The organism is Klebsiella sp. K5-204 (assembly GCF_030128585.1).
Classification (GTDB): domain Bacteria; phylum Pseudomonadota; class Gammaproteobacteria; order Enterobacterales; family Enterobacteriaceae; genus Klebsiella; species Klebsiella quasipneumoniae.
Genome location: NZ_JAKUZS010000002.1, coordinates 317,052 through 334,732, shown reverse-complemented (window position 1 = coordinate 334,732; position 17,681 = coordinate 317,052). Strand labels below are relative to the sequence as shown.

The 17,681-nt window shown below is 53.9% G+C and carries 12 protein-coding genes; 1 reads left to right on the top strand and 11 read right to left on the bottom strand.

The annotated features are described in order from the left end of the window. Position 1: 1 nt before the first annotated feature. Genes MKR05_RS07060 through MKR05_RS07050 form a run of 3 tightly spaced genes read right to left on the bottom strand, consistent with a single transcriptional unit; the run spans position 2 to position 6,677 of the window. Positions 2-2,782 (bottom strand): kinetochore protein, encoded by a 2,781-nt coding sequence (locus tag MKR05_RS07060; protein WP_284118157.1) that lies wholly within the window; start codon positions 2,780-2,782, stop codon positions 2-4. A 34-nt stretch (positions 2,783-2,816) separates the two neighbouring features. Continuing rightward, on the bottom strand, positions 2,817-5,582 hold the full coding sequence (locus tag MKR05_RS07055; protein ID WP_284118158.1) for a hypothetical protein: 2,766 nt from the start codon (positions 5,580-5,582) through the stop codon (positions 2,817-2,819). Positions 5,583-5,591: 9 nt separating this feature from the next. Next, positions 5,592-6,677, bottom strand: a complete 1,086-nt coding sequence (locus MKR05_RS07050; protein ID WP_049113580.1) for a DNA cytosine methyltransferase — start codon at positions 6,675-6,677, stop codon at positions 5,592-5,594. 206 nt (positions 6,678-6,883) lie between these two features. Here MKR05_RS07050 and MKR05_RS07045 point away from each other — a divergent pair, with 206 nt between their 5' ends. Further along, entirely contained in the window at positions 6,884-7,006 is a 123-nt protein-coding gene (locus MKR05_RS07045) for a transposase (RefSeq protein ID WP_075208597.1), read from the top strand. Between the two features lie 454 nt (positions 7,007-7,460). On the opposite strand, the gene MKR05_RS07040 is transcribed toward MKR05_RS07045, so the two are convergent. The 8 genes from MKR05_RS07040 to MKR05_RS07005 form a co-directional block, all read right to left on the bottom strand. Further along, positions 7,461-7,790 carry a DUF1869 domain-containing protein gene (locus tag MKR05_RS07040; RefSeq protein ID WP_023290153.1) on the bottom strand — a complete coding sequence of 110 codons (330 nt, stop codon included), beginning with the start codon at positions 7,788-7,790 and terminating at the stop codon, positions 7,461-7,463. Between the two features lie 83 nt (positions 7,791-7,873). Further along, positions 7,874-8,788, bottom strand: a complete 915-nt coding sequence (locus tag MKR05_RS07035) for a sugar ABC transporter substrate-binding protein (RefSeq protein ID WP_032453309.1) — start codon at positions 8,786-8,788, stop codon at positions 7,874-7,876. A 131-nt stretch (positions 8,789-8,919) separates the two neighbouring features. Further along, the gene (locus MKR05_RS07030) at positions 8,920-10,335 is read right to left on the bottom strand and encodes a VasL domain-containing protein (RefSeq protein WP_131096002.1); all 1,416 of its coding nucleotides are present in this window, start codon (positions 10,333-10,335) and stop codon (positions 8,920-8,922) included. 19 nt (positions 10,336-10,354) lie between these two features. After that, entirely contained in the window at positions 10,355-10,798 is a 444-nt protein-coding gene (gene tssE, locus MKR05_RS07025; protein ID WP_048297773.1) for a type VI secretion system baseplate subunit TssE, read from the bottom strand. A gap of 1 nt (position 10,799) precedes the next feature. After that, a complete protein-coding gene (gene tssJ / locus MKR05_RS07020) occupies positions 10,800-11,336 on the bottom strand; it encodes a type VI secretion system lipoprotein TssJ (RefSeq protein ID WP_072199221.1) in 537 nt (178 codons plus the stop codon). Continuing rightward, a complete protein-coding gene (gene tssG, locus MKR05_RS07015) occupies positions 11,317-12,333 on the bottom strand; it encodes a type VI secretion system baseplate subunit TssG (protein WP_165476266.1) in 1,017 nt (338 codons plus the stop codon). The genes tssJ and tssG overlap by 20 nt, the downstream gene beginning before the upstream one ends. Before the next feature lie 29 nt (positions 12,334-12,362). Further along, positions 12,363-14,126, bottom strand: a complete 1,764-nt coding sequence (gene tssF, locus MKR05_RS07010) for a type VI secretion system baseplate subunit TssF (RefSeq protein ID WP_284118159.1) — start codon at positions 14,124-14,126, stop codon at positions 12,363-12,365. Positions 14,127-14,259: 133 nt separating this feature from the next. Next, complete coding sequence (locus MKR05_RS07005; protein ID WP_238874792.1) at positions 14,260-17,565, bottom strand: ImcF-related family protein; 3,306 nt, start codon at positions 17,563-17,565, stop codon at positions 14,260-14,262. Between the last annotated feature and the right edge of the window lie 116 nt (positions 17,566-17,681).

Here is a 17,681-nt window from a genome sequence, read left to right as displayed (position 1 = left end):
CTTATAACTGGAAAAGGTGCTCAACTATGCTTGCCGATTCGCCGGTAGTCATTTCCTGAACATATGGCCCTAATTCTGGGGCAAGAGCGTCAATCTTAGTCGCAATATCTTGTGTTGTACTACGGCCGAGACCGTATGCCAGATGGGCAACGGCTTGCGCTTGTTCATCAGGAAGTAAAGAGCGTAGCGCTGCTTTTAGCGCTTCCCATGGAGCACAAGCCTGGTTCTCTGGCTGGTGGTTGTCCACATACATTGTCTGCCATAGTTCTGGAGTAATACAAGAAGGCGTAATATCAGTATTTTGCTCAAATGGTCGCTCATCCGACCATATCTTCTCTGCCAGAAACAGGGGTAACTGGTGAGCAAGAGGAGCCTGCAATGGAAACGTGCTTTTCCCGGTAGTGAATGTGAGTAAAAAAAGTATCGGGTGCCGGATGGGCAAATGTCGTAGAGCCTGCCTCCGATCCGTCCAACTGCATGCGGCAGGATGGGGAGTTCTGAACAAACACTCGCGGAGTTCAGGGAGTAGAGTTTCTGGCGGAGTGCGGTTAAAACCACGCAATTCAACAATGCTCGCCAGCCCTGCCTCTTGTTGTTGGGTCAAAAAATCGCCCAGCGTCATAGTAAGAGTATCGCCAGATAAGCGGATCAGTGTGGGGGAGTTCATTAAATCACTGAAGCTAAAATGATCGCCATGTACCGACACTTCCCCCCAAACATTACCAGCTAAAAGGTTCGCTAATGAGGCGATAGCCTGTTTTGTCTGTTTTCCCATCAATCCGACTGTGGGTGTAATACTCGCAGTGGCAATCAGGCTGGATAATAAAGATTCACTTAGTCCCGTCGCCAGTGCCTGTTTTTCGATAGCCGATGATAGTTGATATTTGCGAGTCAGAGCGTTCGTCTCTGCTAATGGGAAATTAGAATTTGCTGATTCGGCTACAGGTTCTGATGTTATTCGTTGCTGGGCAGGTTGTTCCTGTGCTGTTTCATTTTTGATTATCGCCCGCAGTAACGCGGTCTGGGCCAGCGTTTCCACTCCCGCTTGAGATGCGGCTTCGAAGGTCTTTTTAATCCGTTGTTCCAGTTCATTTTCTTGCTGGCGTAGCGTTTTATTAATGCGATCAGTTTCTTTTTTCAGCTTTTTCTTCTGATCGGCTATTTCATTTTCAAGTTGTATTTTCTTTTCAGATAATACCGTTATTGATTGTTTAATCTGGTGCAGCTCATTTTCGTAACGAGCCAGTATTTCCTGTTTCTCAATATTAATTTGCGTCTCAACCTCAGGTAAAGCCAGTAGCTGTTGAGTCGTATCATTAAGAAAGGCTCTCGTATCTGCTATCTGTTCCAGATGAGATACTGCGCGAAGATAGGATGCCTCATTATCAGACTCATGTTCAGCAATAAAATGAGTTAAGTTTTGTAGCTGCCCTTTACTGAATTGAGGGAATTTTTTTGCTGAATCAGTTCGTTTAAGCAAGCGTTTGATCCACGTGCTGGCTTCCGCGCAATCATATTTTTCACTTACCTGAGGAAGTTCAGTGATCACCGTGAGGGAATGAGAACCAAGCAGTGTTTGAGAGACCTGGCGGTAACTCTCCAGCGGCATATCAAAGTCGTATTTTTTAGGATCAGGCAAGTCACTCGGCAACCTCAGGAACACGCCATCACTTAGCTGAAAAATGACCGGCGTATCGTTTTGCGGCTGGTAGCTGGTAAGTAACCACTCCCTGACAGCGTCAGGCTCATCGGAGGCATGAGGCAGCGCAACTACAGGATAAACGCGCGACAGGTAGTCCGTAATGACATACTGAGCGGATTTATCGGACGGCTGACATTGGGCTTTCCATATTGCCATTTCACCCCGAGTAAATTTTTTGTTGAAATGGTTCTCAAAACCAATGGCTTCACCATTATGTGGGTAAAAATCTTTTACCAGTGCCTCCGGGAGGTCTCGTGGGTTGCCATCAACTAACAGACTAATCGGCATAACAAAAAAAGCGCCAGACGCGGTTAGCGTTAACACTTTTCCAATGAACATAACTTCATCCATCGTACCGTCGATTTCTTTGGAAACAACGGGAGGAGCCTGTATTACACTGGTACCATCTATCGCTTTAATGTCGTTACTGGCTTCAAACTGATCGATAAGTTCACCTAATTTTCGCGCCAGCGGTAAAGAATGTTCTGATAGCCTTGTCCGCCATTGATTATTGGCTGTACGCGTTCCCTTGAGTGCATCAACCAATCCCCCAACAAACAGTGGAATAGTGCGCTCTGGCATAGGAATTTCTTTACACTGACTAATCAAGGCGCATTGTTCAATGTCTTCATCAGTGACATTAATTGTCAAGGAGTCAGAAACACCATGTTGGGGTAAATCAATTTCTTCACCATTCAGGAATTTCGTTATAATTTCAGGGCAGTCAGAAGAAATATAGAATCCCAGAATAGTGCGCCATAACGGTTTACAGAGTTCAATATCTTCCGCATTACTTTCTGCTTCTAACAGATCCCTAAGAACAGTTTGTGGGTCATTTTGTTCAGAAAACGTTAAATTTTCACGAAACCAATCAGACACAACAAGTTTGGCCTTAGGTGGTAACCTACGGAGAAAATGTAACCTTTTCTCTGGTCCTTTCGGTAAATTATCCGCTTTAGCGCCATTTCTGGTAAGTCTTTGCTTGCACTCTTGCAAGCATCTGATCAATTCATGAGATTCTGTACCGAAGTAGTACATTTGGCCCAGCCGGTCGCTGATAATACTTTTCTTTTTAGCCATCTTAAACGTTCTCCTTACCACCTGTTCTGTAGAATTACTGTAAGGTTCTGCGCAGCTTGCGTGTTGTCAGCGCTCTGTTCCGTCGTGCCAACGCTCGTTGGCAGGAGGGGAAGGTCATTACATTGTTCCAGAGTGGTACTTTGCCACCTGCAAATAAGTAGCTACCATTATCTGTTATCGACAAACACCCATGAGCAACGTGGATCCACCACTGTAAAACGGAAGGCGGTAACGCAATGATTTTCGTTGACCAGCACCAGTCACTATCGCCTTTTTGCACACCAAACGTTACTCCTGAACATATCATCTGGGCCATTAAGGCCCAGGAGAAGCTATCGGTTTGCCAGTATCCGGCGTTCTGCCGAATAAAATAACGGTAACGCTGTTTTTCCTGGCATCGTATCAATAGGTTATTAGCCGTTTGAGTTAGCCGCTGTTCTTCTGACCATTGGTATTTTTCAGCTTGCCATAGCGACACATGGAGATCCGGGGGTAAAGTCGGGATAAACTGCATTTGAGACGACGGTAGCAATACTCCACTCAAAGCATTGACGGGTAAATCGTCGTGATTAACCAAACGTAACCCAAACTGCTCAATGAAAGCATGGACACGCTCTCTGGCTGACAGATGCAATTCAATACACCCCATTGAAAAGCCGTTATCCTCAACTAACCGGCGCCCTATTCGCTCACCGTCATTAAGTGCTTCTTGTAGAAGATTACGTTCACTTCTTGTAAACATTCCCATAATTCGGGCAATAATTCCCTGTTCAGTGACATCAACGGAAATGGTTCTTTCAGCCAATGAGACTAACGAATATGGCGAATAACGTCGTTGTACTACACAAAGCCAGCCAGCGGCAAAGAGCATGCGACGCAATTGCCATTCGGGTATCCTTGTTACCTGTGATACGGGTTCAATGTGTTGTTTTAATTCACCAAAAGGCAATGTGCTACGGCGCTGAAAACGCAAGGCCAGCGCCTCAGCGATCCAGTCAAATGCTGCGGGTATATTATGTAATTCGGTATATTGACATGTTACAGGAAGGCAATTTTCATACTGCCATAACATCTGAGCACCACTCAATGGCGTTATTTCTTCGCGTTTCAGTGGGGGGAGCACTGCCGTATCCCCTAACGCCATTAATACTCCCGCTGGTCCATCAGTCAGCCAATCATGTGGCTCTGTAATTTTACAATAACTGGCGTAAGGCGCATGATCTAACACGTGTACATCAAAATTTACTGGGATATCTGAATGCGCTAACGTAAGTTCATAGCGACAAAATGCCTGACCAGATATTTCCATCAACTCCTCTGGCGGAATGAATAATCCTTCAGCCCCTTGAGATAGCGAGCCATGAGTTAATTCTTCTCCGTCTTTATTGCTAATGACATAGCATCCTCTTAGTACTTCAGGCATATGAATAATCGGTGTACTAGCAGGATTAAACAGTATAGCCTGTCCAAACCGCGCTGCGCCTGACATTCGAGGTCGAGCAGGCTGCCATCCCTGTATTAGAAAACGACGGGCTTCTTCTGGTAACAAACGGGCTATCTTATCCAGCGTTTGCCTGCCAACTTTATCGGAAGAAACTATCGACCATTTGGTAGATTTAATATCCCAACGTTGTGCTCTTTCGCCAGCCTTCTTCAAGGCTGTGAAAATACTGTCTGCATATTTATGATGAAGTATTAAATAGAGTGGAGAATTATCATAATATTCTCCTTCTGAACTAATATGACAAAAATCATCACGAAAAAGCGGCAAACACCCAGACCGCAGTGCGACTCCCACTCGTGATTTATAGAAATAACCCTTCCGTTTTTTTAAAAATAAATCCAGGGAATTTAATGTGGTGCCTATGTCTCGTTCGTAATATATATTATTATAGCTCTCTATTTCATTAGACAAGGAGTAATAACGCTTGATTTCTGAGGCAGTAACAGCAGCGTCATCCATAAGAAGATAAATCTCTGGATTACCTGAATCATTAAACTCCATGTGAATACAATACTTACCATTCTCTTTGAGTTGTTCTCTCTCTGTATGTACAGTGATATCACGAACAGCGCCCCAAAAAGGAGAGTCATAAGCCTGCTGCATGGCAGCCTTTGAAAGTAATGTTCTGAACTCAATAAACTCTTGATTAAAAACTTCGCTAAAATAAGATATATATTGATGTACTAGTTTATTAACTGACTCAAAAGTTGAATGGCTATCTAATTCATTATTGACGAGAATGTCCCGTAAAAAAACCTCATCCTTATAGCAGGGAAAAGCAATTCTCTTAGAATACCCAATCAATCTTTCATGTTTTGATGGTTCTGGGAGGACTAAACGGGTACAGTTTTGTTTTCTACTACTCCATCGTTCTAATCTTTCCCATAAATTGGGTAATTCAGTAAAAACAAATTTTTTATTTTTATCAAAACCAAGCAGTACAGAAAATCGAACCCGAAAATCACCTTCGTCATGCGTCTCATCATCAGCACTGGCAGCAAGTAATGTTAAATATAAAATGGCAAAATAAGTAGGGTATCCTTTTCTTTGCGCTAAAATATCTAACCGCGACTCATCCCTGAGAGCATCCTGGATTTTAGACGCCTTTTTTCCAAACGAAGCCAGAAAACTTCGCTTAGCATCCTCTTTGCTACGTGGGCCTGCAAGTTGCTCAAAAACACGCCCTGTGGCATCAATTCGGCTTAAAGTCGAGCCCGTATGCGAAGACTCAAAAAAGACGATCTTTACTAGTTCAGCATTCCATTCTTCTAAAGTAACCGGGAAAGAATCATCCATACTCACCGCCTAATTACCGTTCGTTGTCATCTTTTTCAAACCGGCACCAGAAAATAAATGCCGAAAAAGTACCTCAGCCAGTAGTGGAGGAACAGCATTACCAATTTGGGTAAATTTTGACTCGACGTCTCCTACAGGCTCAAAATTCTGTGGAAAAGTTTGTATTCGTGCACATTCCCGCCATGATAACCGCCTTGCCTGTTCCAGTTTGGGACGAGAAGTATCAACAATTAGATGCTCATATTCATCAGAAAAGTCCCAGCGCTGCTTCCAGCCATCCTCCAGGTTTGACCATGTTAACTTCATCACCGGGCTGGCAGGATGTAATGTCACATGACGCCAGTTAGCTACGACGGTGTAAGCAGGGCTGTCCCATAGAGCTTTACGGTTTCTGGACATGAAATACCATGAGAAATGCCCTTCAGGATCATGTGGTCGTTCGTAAAACTCACCTTCAGGCCATAGTGGTAAATCCCTAATAGCCTCACCATGTGAAACATAGGGTTTTAAATGAGGATTCTTTTTTGTCGCTTTGCCATGTGTTTCAGAAGGAAATTCAAAGTATTGCCCCAGATCGTTTCTGACGCCAATGATAAACAAACGCTTGCGCGACTGAGGCACGCCGTAAGCCCTTGCGTTTACCATATGATAGCTGACCTGGTACCCGGCAGCTTTATACGCAGTGAGCTGCTGTTCCAAGAAACTACCTGCCCCCAAATGTTTCAAACCCGAAACATTCTCAGCAACAAAATACTTAGGCCGAACAGTTTCTAATACCCGTAGAAAGTGCTTATAAAGGTTTGTTCTGTCGTCATTGTTTGGTTTTCTGTTACCTGCCATTGAAAATGACTGGCAGGGATAGCCACCAACAACAATATCAACATCTGGAAAAGACTGAATTTGAGAAATATCGCTATGCCTGATATCAGTATCAGGGAAATAGTTCCCTAATGTTTTACAGGCATTCTCTACAACATCGTTGGCAAAGATGATGTCTCCACCGGCTGAGGTAATCCCAAAATCCATACCACCACAACCGGAGAATAGTGAAAGTACTCGGATATTATCATTGTCTCTTTCGAAAATACTGTTCATATACCCATGCCAAAATTCTTTTATAACAGAGCAAAAACTCTCAATGGATTATCAATTTATCCATAAAATCATGAGGAAAGATTATACATTAGCACAACAAATCTTACATCAGCATGTTTGATTTTTTCACCCTACCCCGACATTCTGCGCCATTCAAAAACCGGACTCCGGCATGATATTCACTCCCCTAAGCAGAGGTTGTACCGATGAAAAAGTCACGATTTACCGACAAACAGATTATCTTTGCCCTGAAGTTGGACGAGTTGGGTACATCAGTGCCAGAAGTTTGTCGTAAGCTGAGTACCTCCGACTCCACATTTCATACGTGATGCAAGAATATGATGGGATTTCTCCTTAAAATTGGAACAGATACGGCTGGTTGCCGACTGAGCTTCGACAAAACAATGCTGTAGGACATACTGGCAAAAAAGAGCTGGCTCTGGCACGTCTGCACGAATGAGTATGGGATTTACAAACCCGCTACGCTAGCGAAATTCAGGTTTGCTTTGCACTGTGTATCTGTCGCAGATCGCCAGATATAGTTCTGTGGTGGCAAACGACAACACACTTCACCCGTCCATTCGCGTGGCAAACAAAGTCAAAGATGAGTACAAAAGTGAGTATAATTAAAGAAATTAATATATTTTAACAATAAAAACAAAAGATTGAGACATTAATTTTCGTTCAACGTCTAATCCCGCTGGCTGGCGGTTCTGCCGCCATCGAGTAATAAAAAATCCACGCTCCGGCGTGGATTTTTTTTCCTGTGCGCAAGGCAGCGCGCTACTCCACGATATGGGTCTCTTCTGCCGCCTCGTAGCCATCAACGATCTGCACAATCTTTTTTAACTCGTCCTCAATAAAAGCCGGAGTGGCGCTTTCCCCTGAGGCCGGGTGATGAAGCTCCACCGAGATGCCGCTGGCGGCATTGGTCAGCGACAGGCTGATCTCCTGCGGATCCGCCGCAGACGAGGGTCGCCCGATATGCTGCGCGATGGTCGCCGCCGCCACGCGCGTATCAACTTCCGCGAGATGCCCCCACCTCATTTCAACATGCCCCTGCAGCCCTGCCTTTATCACCTGCAGCGTGTAGCCGCTTTTTGCCGTTGCCATCTCTTTTCCTCCGGTTTCGTTGCCCGGGCGTCATATTCTCAGCCCGGTTTTATCAGCAAAGTTCGAACATTTCTGCCTTGCCGTTAATGACTCTTTTCCACATAGGTCTGCATGTTTTCTTTGGTCACTAACTCAAACGGGATCCAGACATGGGACTCGACTTTTTCTCCTTTAATCAGCTTCAACGCCACCGCTAAGGCCGTTTTGCCCTGACCAACGGCATCCTGGAAAACCGTTACCTGGATCTTATCGCTGGCCAACGCTTTCAGCCCATCCGGCGTGGCGTCGATGCCGCCGATCAGCAGCTTCTTCTGGCTCTTCTCCAGCGCCATCGCCGCGCCAATCGCCATCTCGTCGTTGTTCGCCGCCACAATATCAATCGCTTCCCCGTTGCCTGTCCAGTTCTGCATCAGATCCATTCCCTCGCTGCGGGAATAGTTGGCCGGCTGTTTCTGCACCACTTTCATCGCCGGATATTTGGCCACCACCTGCTCTACGTCCCTGGTGCGCTGCAGCGCGCCGGCATCGGTGAGATTGCCGATCATGATGGCGACGTTGCCTTTGTAGTTCGCCAGCTTCGCCAGCGCTTCCATCTGCAATGTGCCGGACTCCCGCTCGTCCGAACCGACAAACACCACGCCAGGGGGTAACGTTTTGTCCCCCGGCGTCCGGTTCACATACACCAGCGGCATCCTGGCCTGCTGCGCCATCTTCGTCAGCTGCGGGGTGCTGGCGGAGTCCACGGGATCAACGATGATCGCGTCCACGCCGGAGGCAATGAAGCTCTGCACCTGATCGGCCTGGCGCCCGGTGTCGCCGCGGGCGTCTTCGAACTGCACCTCGACCTGGCGGGCATGAGCTTCTTTCTCAATGGACTGACGAATAATGGTGAGAAAGTTTTGATCGAAGTAAGCCATCGAGACGCCGATCTTCTCCGCCAATGCCGAAGCGGAACTGGCCAGAAGGCCAACTAACAGGATGATGTTACAGTGCTTCATAGCATGCCCTCAGAGTTTGAAATAAAATTTTCAATATAAAATTAAACGGTATATTTAAATCATTTTCAGACTACGAAGGGCGTAGAGTTCTTGCAATCATGATGTAAAGAAAATGTTGCCATGCGCACACTTTATTTCACCGCCTCACTCACCGAGGGCCCACCGGTTGCGGGTCGCGCTGCGGGCGGTGGCGCCGGCTGTTTTCGCTTCAGCAGGGCATACTCCACGATCAGCTGTTGCAGATGCAGTTCGGCGAGACTGCCGCGGGCGGCTGGCCAGGGTTGACCTGCGGGGAGCGCGGCCAGCTCACGCAGCTGCTCTTCCAGCGGAACGGCGCGGTTAAGCGACTGCATGATGGCAAACACCGCCGTTTTCAGTTCGCTCACCGTCAGGTACTTCCCCTTCTGCTCGTCGAGGGCATTGAGCTGACCGGCGAGCCGTTGCAGCTGACGCATGCCCTCCGCCCAGCCGGTGAGGTTTTCCGCGGGCAATGCCGCAGCGCTTAGCTGCCGCTGCCACTGCTGCGCCAGGGGCTTTGCCTGTTCCGGCCAGCGGCTCAGGGCCAGCTGGATCAGCCGGTCGCCGTAGCTTATCGCCCAGTCCGGCGCCAGGCGGGCGAGATCGTCAAGCTGGCGCTGCGCCTGGCGCAGATCGACCGGCGCGTGGGGAGATGCCCCCGGAAGGTCCGCTAGCGGCCCGGCCTGTTGCGTCATCACAGTCGGCGGCAAATCGGTCTGGCGCAGCGCCAGCCATCCGCCGACGGCGATGCCAGACACCGCCAGCATGGTGACCATTCCGGCGATAAATGGCTTCCAGCGCGCCGCGGCGACCGGAGTCGATGCCATCCCTGGCGCGGGCCGCTTTGCTGGTGAAGACGGAGCCGGCGGCTCAGCCTCTGGTCTACGTTGTCGTTCTGGCGCTGGCTCAGCCTTCGCAGCATCCTCTTCGCTGACCAGAGCGTCGGGAAGCGCCGCCTCAGACATCGCCACCGGCGGCGCGACGGGAGGCGCTGGCGCAGGGTCGAGGTTCTCAAAGCGGGTTGCCGTGCTGCGCAGCAGCGCCCGCAGGTCATTCAGCGGGTTTTCAGGCGCGATCTCAAGGCGCTGGAGCACCGCGTCGAAGGTTTGCAGCGAACACTCAGCCTGGCTAAGCGACGCAAGATCGTCCGGGGTGAGGTTCAGGGTACGGATCACCTGCCGCAGTCGCTTGCTCAGGGTGCGGAAGATTTCGGTGCGGGCCGGGAGCGCCTGCGGCCACAGGTTTTTACCCTGGTGGGCCAGCAGCGTTTCCAGCAGCGATAGCCCCTCGTTGATCCCTGCCAGGCCGTCCAGCCTGGCGCGGGCCAGCGTATACCAGGCGACAGTCTGCAGATCCGCGCCGTGATGCTCCAGCAGCGCACGGGCAAGCTGCTCGGCATACGGCCAGTTAATATCCGGCCGCGCCGGGTGGCTGAGCTTGTTCATTTCCGCACGCAGGGCAATAAAATCAGCCAGCGTGCGTGGGTCGCCACCGGTTTTATAGCGGCGGTCTTTATGTGTTGTCATCATGATGTCTTTCAGCGAGAGATTAGAGGGCGGAGCGGGCGTCAAGGTACTGCTGACGTTTAAGGTGGCGGATCAACACCCTGCCTTCAGGCATAAACTCTGTGCCGTAACGTACCAGACCGATATCCTTCAGCTCAGCATCAATGGCATAGCGCAGTTCGCCGGGCGCATCCTGATCGAGCATCACCACCGCGATCCGCTGCAGGCGCGGTTCGTATTTCAGCAACACCGCCGACAGCGTGCTCATCAGCTGATGCGCCGACGCCGGCATGCCCTGGAGGATAGCGGTCATATCCGGCAGGCCGTAGTCCGGCAAATGCGCCAGCGTTCCGGCCCGACAGTTGAGGATGCGCTGCATGTTATCGAGCACCGACAGGATGACCTGATCCGTTTCGCTGACGTTGTTCAGGTCCAGCCCGCCGGCGAAATTGCCGTAGAGGATGTCGTACAGGGAGGGACGAGGCATTTCACTTCTCCTTAAGCGGGTGCAGCGTCAGTTGATTTTGGCTGGCTTCGATAATGCGCGGTCTCGCCGGGTCGAGATCGTCCCGGGTGAGTACCAGCCGCCAGCTATTTAGCGTCAGGTCTGGATCGATAAACATGGCCGCCACAGCCACAAACTGCGCGCTGGTTTCCATGGGCATATCAACGGTCACCGATTCGCCCGGACGCAGGCGAATATCTTTTTCCGCCACCCGGTCCGCCTGCAGCGCCTGGCCATCGCCGGCAAACAGCGACGGGTAGTCAGTATTGTCAAACGCCTGCCGGTCCTTCAGCTGGTAAATACGCACCACCGTCGCCAGGGAGGCGCCTTTGGCGTTGTTATTCACGCCTTCCCGGGCGCGAAGATCCAGATGAAGCGTTTTCACCTGAGGGTAAAAAATGGACTGGGTCACGGAAACGGCGCCGTCTTTCACGGTCTGCGTCAGGCCGCAGCCGGTTAAGAGGGTGACCATGAAGAATGCCAGTAACGTGGCAGAGGGTTTAACTGCGGTAATCGCCATCTTCATCGCTCTCCCTGCGGTGGAGGTTTTCCCGGACGCGCTGATAGCGCCCCAGATAAATCGTGATCCTGTCGTCAGCCTGCTTCTGCGCATCCAGCGGTTGCAGCACAGCCGTTCTCCCGAGCTGGACGGCATGCGCCTGCTGGCAGCAAAGTTGCGCATTCGGCAGTAAATGGCGGGCGACGCAAAGCTGCAGCCGCACGTCGAGATGAGATCCGAGCCAGACGTGCAGGAGCGCCATCAGGTCGCTGAACAGTTCGCCGCCGGGCAGCCAGCCGCGGACCTCATCAGGCTTTTCCGTCGCCAGCTGCAGCAACACCTGACCGTTCACATCCGTAGCGTGAGTTCCCATCACTGGCCTGTGTTGCAGGCTAACCGGCTGGCGGATGCTCATCGTTAACGGCTGCGACAAGGGGATCCGGCAGGGATCGTGGTGGTACACCGTCGCCCGGGTCCCCGGGGCCAGGAGCGCCACCAACGCCTCCATGCCTTCCCCGGATCTCCCCGGCAGCATCATTACCGGCAGCAACGCCAGAAATCGCGACAGCGGCGCTGCGGCAACGGCGGCACATCCCGGTATACCCAGCCCCGCCAGGCCCAGCAGATACTGCGAGGTGTTGTCCGTGCCACCCGCCCGAAAGGTTGCCGGGTAGGAATATTTGCGCCAGATACGGTAATACTGGGCGATCAGCCGATGGTTAAAGATATCGAGAAAATCCTCGGTCGCCTCGACGCCTTCCCGCCGTTGCGCAATGTCATCGCTATAGTGTGTCGGTAGCGGGGATTCCACGCCGTAGAGACCCATAAAAGCAACGCGAACCGCCGGCGGCCGGGGCGGGTCAGGATCGTCCATTCCACGGATTTCGCCGGCCGGGAAGCCCATCCCCGGATGCGGGCGAAAGCGTATGGGTTCATCACCCACCAGCCAGCCGCTGCCAATGATCGGCGCCTTCGGATAGTTCTCCTCCAGCAACTGGCAGAAGCGGTAAAAATTCATGTACGGCAACTGAGGCCGGAGCTGCGCCATCAGCCGGGCAGGCGCAGACTGTGATTCTCTTTCCACCGGATACATTTTCCTTCAGGTTGAACAATGAGCGTTAGCTGGTTGAACTGATTCATATCGGCATACAGCGCGAAAAAGCGGTTGAGCATGTCGCCAAACAAATGGACATCCCCCATGCCGGTAAATCCACTGCCGTCGAGAGTCACTTCGATATCCAGCCCGCGCAGCAGGAATCCCTGTTCGAAACGCTGAATTCGGTGATGGCTGACCGCCAGAATGGCGTCCAGACGGCGGTTATTGAGCTCATCTTCCCGCCAGTTGTAGAGCGACAGCGTGCCGCGCAGCACCTCGGCGCTGCTCATCATGTTGAGAAAACGGGTGCCCAGATGGCTCATGACCCGCCAGTGGTAGCGGTCTTCCGCCGGGGGATATGCCGGCAGCGTGGGTTTACAGAGATTACGGACGGTAAGCGGCGTGGCTGATATCGACTCACAGCGATCCAGCAGCGTCCTCTGTAGCGCCCGGCGCGGCAGCTGGCCGTTAGTGCCGGTGATGCGCAAGGAGACCGTTTCCCGCTCCAGCGCCCGGTCGGCCTCCCATTGTTGCCCGCCGAGGATAAGCCAGGTATCGTGCATGCCGGTGACGCCCCGCTTGACGCGGGTGTGGTAGTAGCGTTCCGGCGCATGGCGACGCATCATCCCGCCCTGGTGACGAAAGCGGGTGAAAGGCACATAGCGTGCCTCCCCGGTGCGCCCGGAGCCGGTCACGCTGTCAACAGAATAGATTTCGGTATGCCCGTCCTGCAGGCGCTTCGGACGCAGGAGGTATTCGCTCTCCAGCCCGCTGATGGTTAACGGGTCAGCCTCAAGGGTAAACAGGTTAATCACCGGCACACAGTGCAGGCGCAGGCTGCTTGCGCTGACGGGCAAATCGCTTTGCCAGACCTCGCTGAACACCACCTCAAGCGTGAAATGCGCTATCCCCGCCGGTAGCGTCATGTTTTCCAGACCATTTAGCTGCACGAACATAAATTTTTCGCGAAAGGTGAAGTACTCGAGCAACAGCTGATAGCCGCTGAAAGCGCTCTCCCCCTTCGGCCATAAACGATCCTCCTCGCTAAATCCCCCCGGCGAAAAACAGCCGTCCAGACTTACCCGCTCCGCCTGCCCTGGCAGACGCAGGTACATCGCGGCCTGGCGTCGGGTCAGCCACAGATGAAGAGCGCTGCCGGTAACGGCGTCTTCCCCCAGGTACAGCGGCAGGCGGCGGAGATCGGTCTGCGACCAGTCTGCCAGCTCGCTACAGGTGAAGCGTAGCCGCAGGACCGAACGTCCGTCCGGCTCCGCCGTCATCACCGCCTCCTCTATCGCCAGCGGATTAAGCGTCAGATCGCGGGTGGTTCGGTACCGGCACACGGTATTTTTCGGCCCCAGTGGGCGGGAGCTTATCTCAAACCCGGCGGGCACCGTTTCCACCATCTTCATCGCCGGCAGCGTTGGGGTCAGCGCCACGATCGATAGCGATGGAATGGTGCGCAGGTAGTGCGGCCACAGCATGCTGACCAGCCCCTCGGTCAGCTCCGGCAGATCATCATCAATTTTTTCGCGCAAGCGACCTACGGAAAAGGCAAAGCCTTCAAACAGGCGCTCAACGTAAGGGTCCGGCGGGCCGGCTTTATCGAGATCCAGCATCGCCGCCCGGTCGGGGTGAGCCTGCGCGAACGCTTTTGCCGCCTCACGCAGGTAGCGCATTTCAGCGTCAAAATATCGCAGGGTTAAATCGTCCATTATGACTATTCCATTATTCGTCTTCAGGGAGACACGCAGCATGGCTGCGCGGGCAGATTCGTTTACCGCCGGGGGCCATGAGCAGAGGCGGCCCGGCGTCGCAGGTCAACGCCAATCAGTGAGGGAGGCGGTTTCAGTATCCCTCTTCGCCGGGTATATCGTCGGTCAGCGGAACACGCTCAGCAGGCGCGCGCACGCTGAATATCGTCTCCGGTAGCGTAAAGTTTCGCAGGGCCAGCAGCGCCAGCGGTCCTTCCCCCGACTCGGTGCGCAGGGTGTAGTTCAGCGACAGACCATCCGGCGCTTTCCAGCTCAGGCTCCAGCTGCTGCTCGTTCCGGGGTAAGCGCTGACCACCGCCTTATCCAGCAGGCGGATCCAGCCCCAGGCCCCCTGAAGATCTGCATACTGGCGGGTGCCCGCCCGGGTGCTGATCCAGCTCAGACTGGCGCCCGGCGCTTCGGTATCGGCGGGCCAGCTGAACCGCCGCCAGGCCGGCATCTGGTTCATGTAGACAAGTTTCTGGCTGTCGATGACCAGCTCCGTCTGCATCACGCCATCCGCGGTGCCGGGGCGTAGCGCAAAATGCAATCCCGCTTCGCCGTTGGCGAACGCGACGTCGGAGAGATGGCTCAGGGTATTCATCGCCTGCAGAAAGGCCGGGTTAAACGTCAGCCCCTGGGCATTGATACTGTCCGCCATCCAGCGGCTCCCCTCTTTATGCAGCACGCCATTCAGCCGGGTCTGCAGAAAGCGAGCGATGCGCCCGGTCTCGCTATTGAGATATTTTGCCAGCAGCGGGAGAGAGACTTCACTGCTGGTATTTTTAAAGGGGTAGCGGCCGCCAAAAGCGCGATTCCAGTCCTCCACCACCGCGCTGCGCCACTGGGCGTTGAGACTTTCCGCCGCCGGCGTCAGCACCTGCTGCCAGGCCTGCTCCATCGGGCGAACAAACAGCGTCTGTCCAAAACCACTCCACTGCTGGCCCAGTCCCGCCGCCACCAGGCTGCCGTAGTCGCGCGTTTCGGTTAGATCCACAGCCTTGCCCTGGAACACCGTCTGCGCAAGCAGGCGGGTCATCGCCTGCGGGTCGGTGGCGTTGGTGACCTGCTGCAGGCGCAGACGCACCTGAGTGACGCGAGTCAGGAAGGTCTGCAGGCTAAGGCGGCTGGTGGGCGTCCCGCCGTCGCGATTGTCCAGCAGCGCCAGCACGGGCCCGAAGGTGGCATCCAGAGGACCGCGCACGCCACCCTGCTGGTCGATGGCGGGCTGCCCGTCGCGGTTAAACAGATTTTTCGCTGATTTGACAAGCGAATCGGCGATGACTTCCCCGGTCTGGCCGGTTCGCCCCTGCACGCTCAGGGTGTTCATCAGCGCCACCAGCGGCGACTGGCGCACATCGGCCATCAGGGTCAGCTGGTCGATGGCATCGGAGAGGGTCTCCACGCGCTGCCAGCGTAAGCTGTTGAGAAAATCCAGCCAGGCGCCGCTGAAATCAGCGAAATAACGCTCCGCCAGCCGGACTCGCAAGGCTTCCGGCGACGCCGACTGCGCGGCAGGCTGCTTCGCGTCGCTCAGCACCCAGTCCATTTCATCGCGGCGTTCCGCGACCACTTTCTCAATGGCGGGCTGCACCGTCTCTTCCCAGGCTTTCCGGCTGAACATCCCCGGCACCACCTCATCGGTGGTGAACAGGCGCGACGCGTCGGTGCCGCCGGTCATGTCCGCCAGGTGCAAGTCCGCATACTGGTTCGCCACCTGCGCGAGCATCTTCTGATAAAGCGTGGACTCACTGTTGCGCTGGCCCAGCTGGCGAATTAACCGTGTGCGCGCCTGGCTGACCAGACCGTCGTCGACAGGCAGACGCCACTGCGGATGCGACGCCAGGCTGGCAGCGTAAAATGCCAGTAACGAAGGGCCGCTGCCCTGCCAGACGGCGTCGGCGATGCCTGAGCGCTGCGACCAGTCCTGCATCAGCGTGGTGGCAAACCAGGACGCGTCCATCCTCTCAGGGCGCGAGAGCATCAGGTACAGTTTTAACTGATCGTAAGCCGTTTTTGCCCTCTTCTCGCGAAGCGGACTGTCCGGCGGAAGCTGCGCAAAGGCGTTCAGCTGCCCTTCCAGATGGCGCGCCGCCGCATCACGCAGCAGCGGTAAGGCGCTTTCGCCATAGCGCGGCAGAAGCGCCGCCAGCAGGTCATCATTCTGGCTCAGGCCAGCGCGGAGGTACCAGGGTGCTCCGTGCTGTGAGCGGTATTCCAGCCGGGCAAGGGTTTTCTGCAGCTCAGACAGGGCGTGTAGACTCGTGGTCAGCGGCTGTTTATCCGCCGAAAGTTGCTGAACCTGCTGCTGCGCCTGCGCCACCTGGCTGCGGTTAGTGATAAAGGAGACGGTCATTGCGGCGGCCCACAGGAGCATCAGCACCGCAACGCTCACGCCCGCCATCCGCGCCCCGCTGACGCCCGGTTTACGCGCACGCAAACCTGCCGGTAACGCCAGTGAGGATTCCGGGATGGCATCCCAGCGGTTATCCCGGCTCCAGTGATGGGCAACGCTGCGCTGCGCCCCGGCAGAGGGCGCACTGAACACCACGCCCGCCAGCGGCAGCCGGCGGTACGAATTAAGCAGCATGGACAGGGGGCCGGTCAGACTTTCCGGCTCGCGGGCTAACTGGTCGGCCAGGGTGAGCAGAAAATGATGCTGCGGTCTGTCGCAAATCTGCTGAATGCCCTGCGCGGTGAGCGCCGGTATCAGCCCGTTCAGCTGACGGGCCAGCGCGTCAGGCGCACATCCCGCAGACAGCAGGCAGCCCACCGGCTGGGTTGTCCGGCCAGCCTGTTCCCCGCCGCGCCCGTGCAGCGACCAGACATACAGCGGCAGCCGCCAGCCCAGGGCCTCATAACGACCGCTCAGGGCATGGGCCAGCGCAACCGTCGCATCAGAAGTGAGTGATGCGGCGGGCATATCGCCATCCGCACCGGGAACAGAGTCAAAAGCGGAGGTCACCCACACCATGCCGTCCGCCGGGCGACGGCGCAGCTTTCGCAGCGCGGCGAACCAGGCGGCGTCCGCCGGTGCCGCCGGGTCGCCGCCCCACAGCAGCAATGTCCCCCGGTCTTCCTGCCAGAGTTCCCGGGTGAGTTTTGGGGTCAGTTGTTCGACGTCGGCGATGCTGCCGGTAATGAGCAGGATGCGGAGTTTGCGGGGCCAGAAGAAACCATAAACTGAGCTGAGTTGCCTGCGTATTTCCTGGTATGACGGAAGGACAGCAGGTGTTATTTTTGTCGAAATCTGCTGATTTTCCTGATGAGCAAGAACATTGTCTGGTTTGTAGATATTCTGTTCTTTCTTGTACTTTCTCCTCAACCAGAATGGCGATGCGATCACAGCCAGCAATAATGCAGAAAATAAACTTCCCCAGACAGCCCATGCTTTATGCATCGTTATGCCATAAGCGACTACTTTATCCTGATTAAGAAACAGTAATAGTGCACATATTCCGGCAAGGCCAATAATCAGAATAATGTATCCGGTAACACTGTAACGGATCTCTGGTG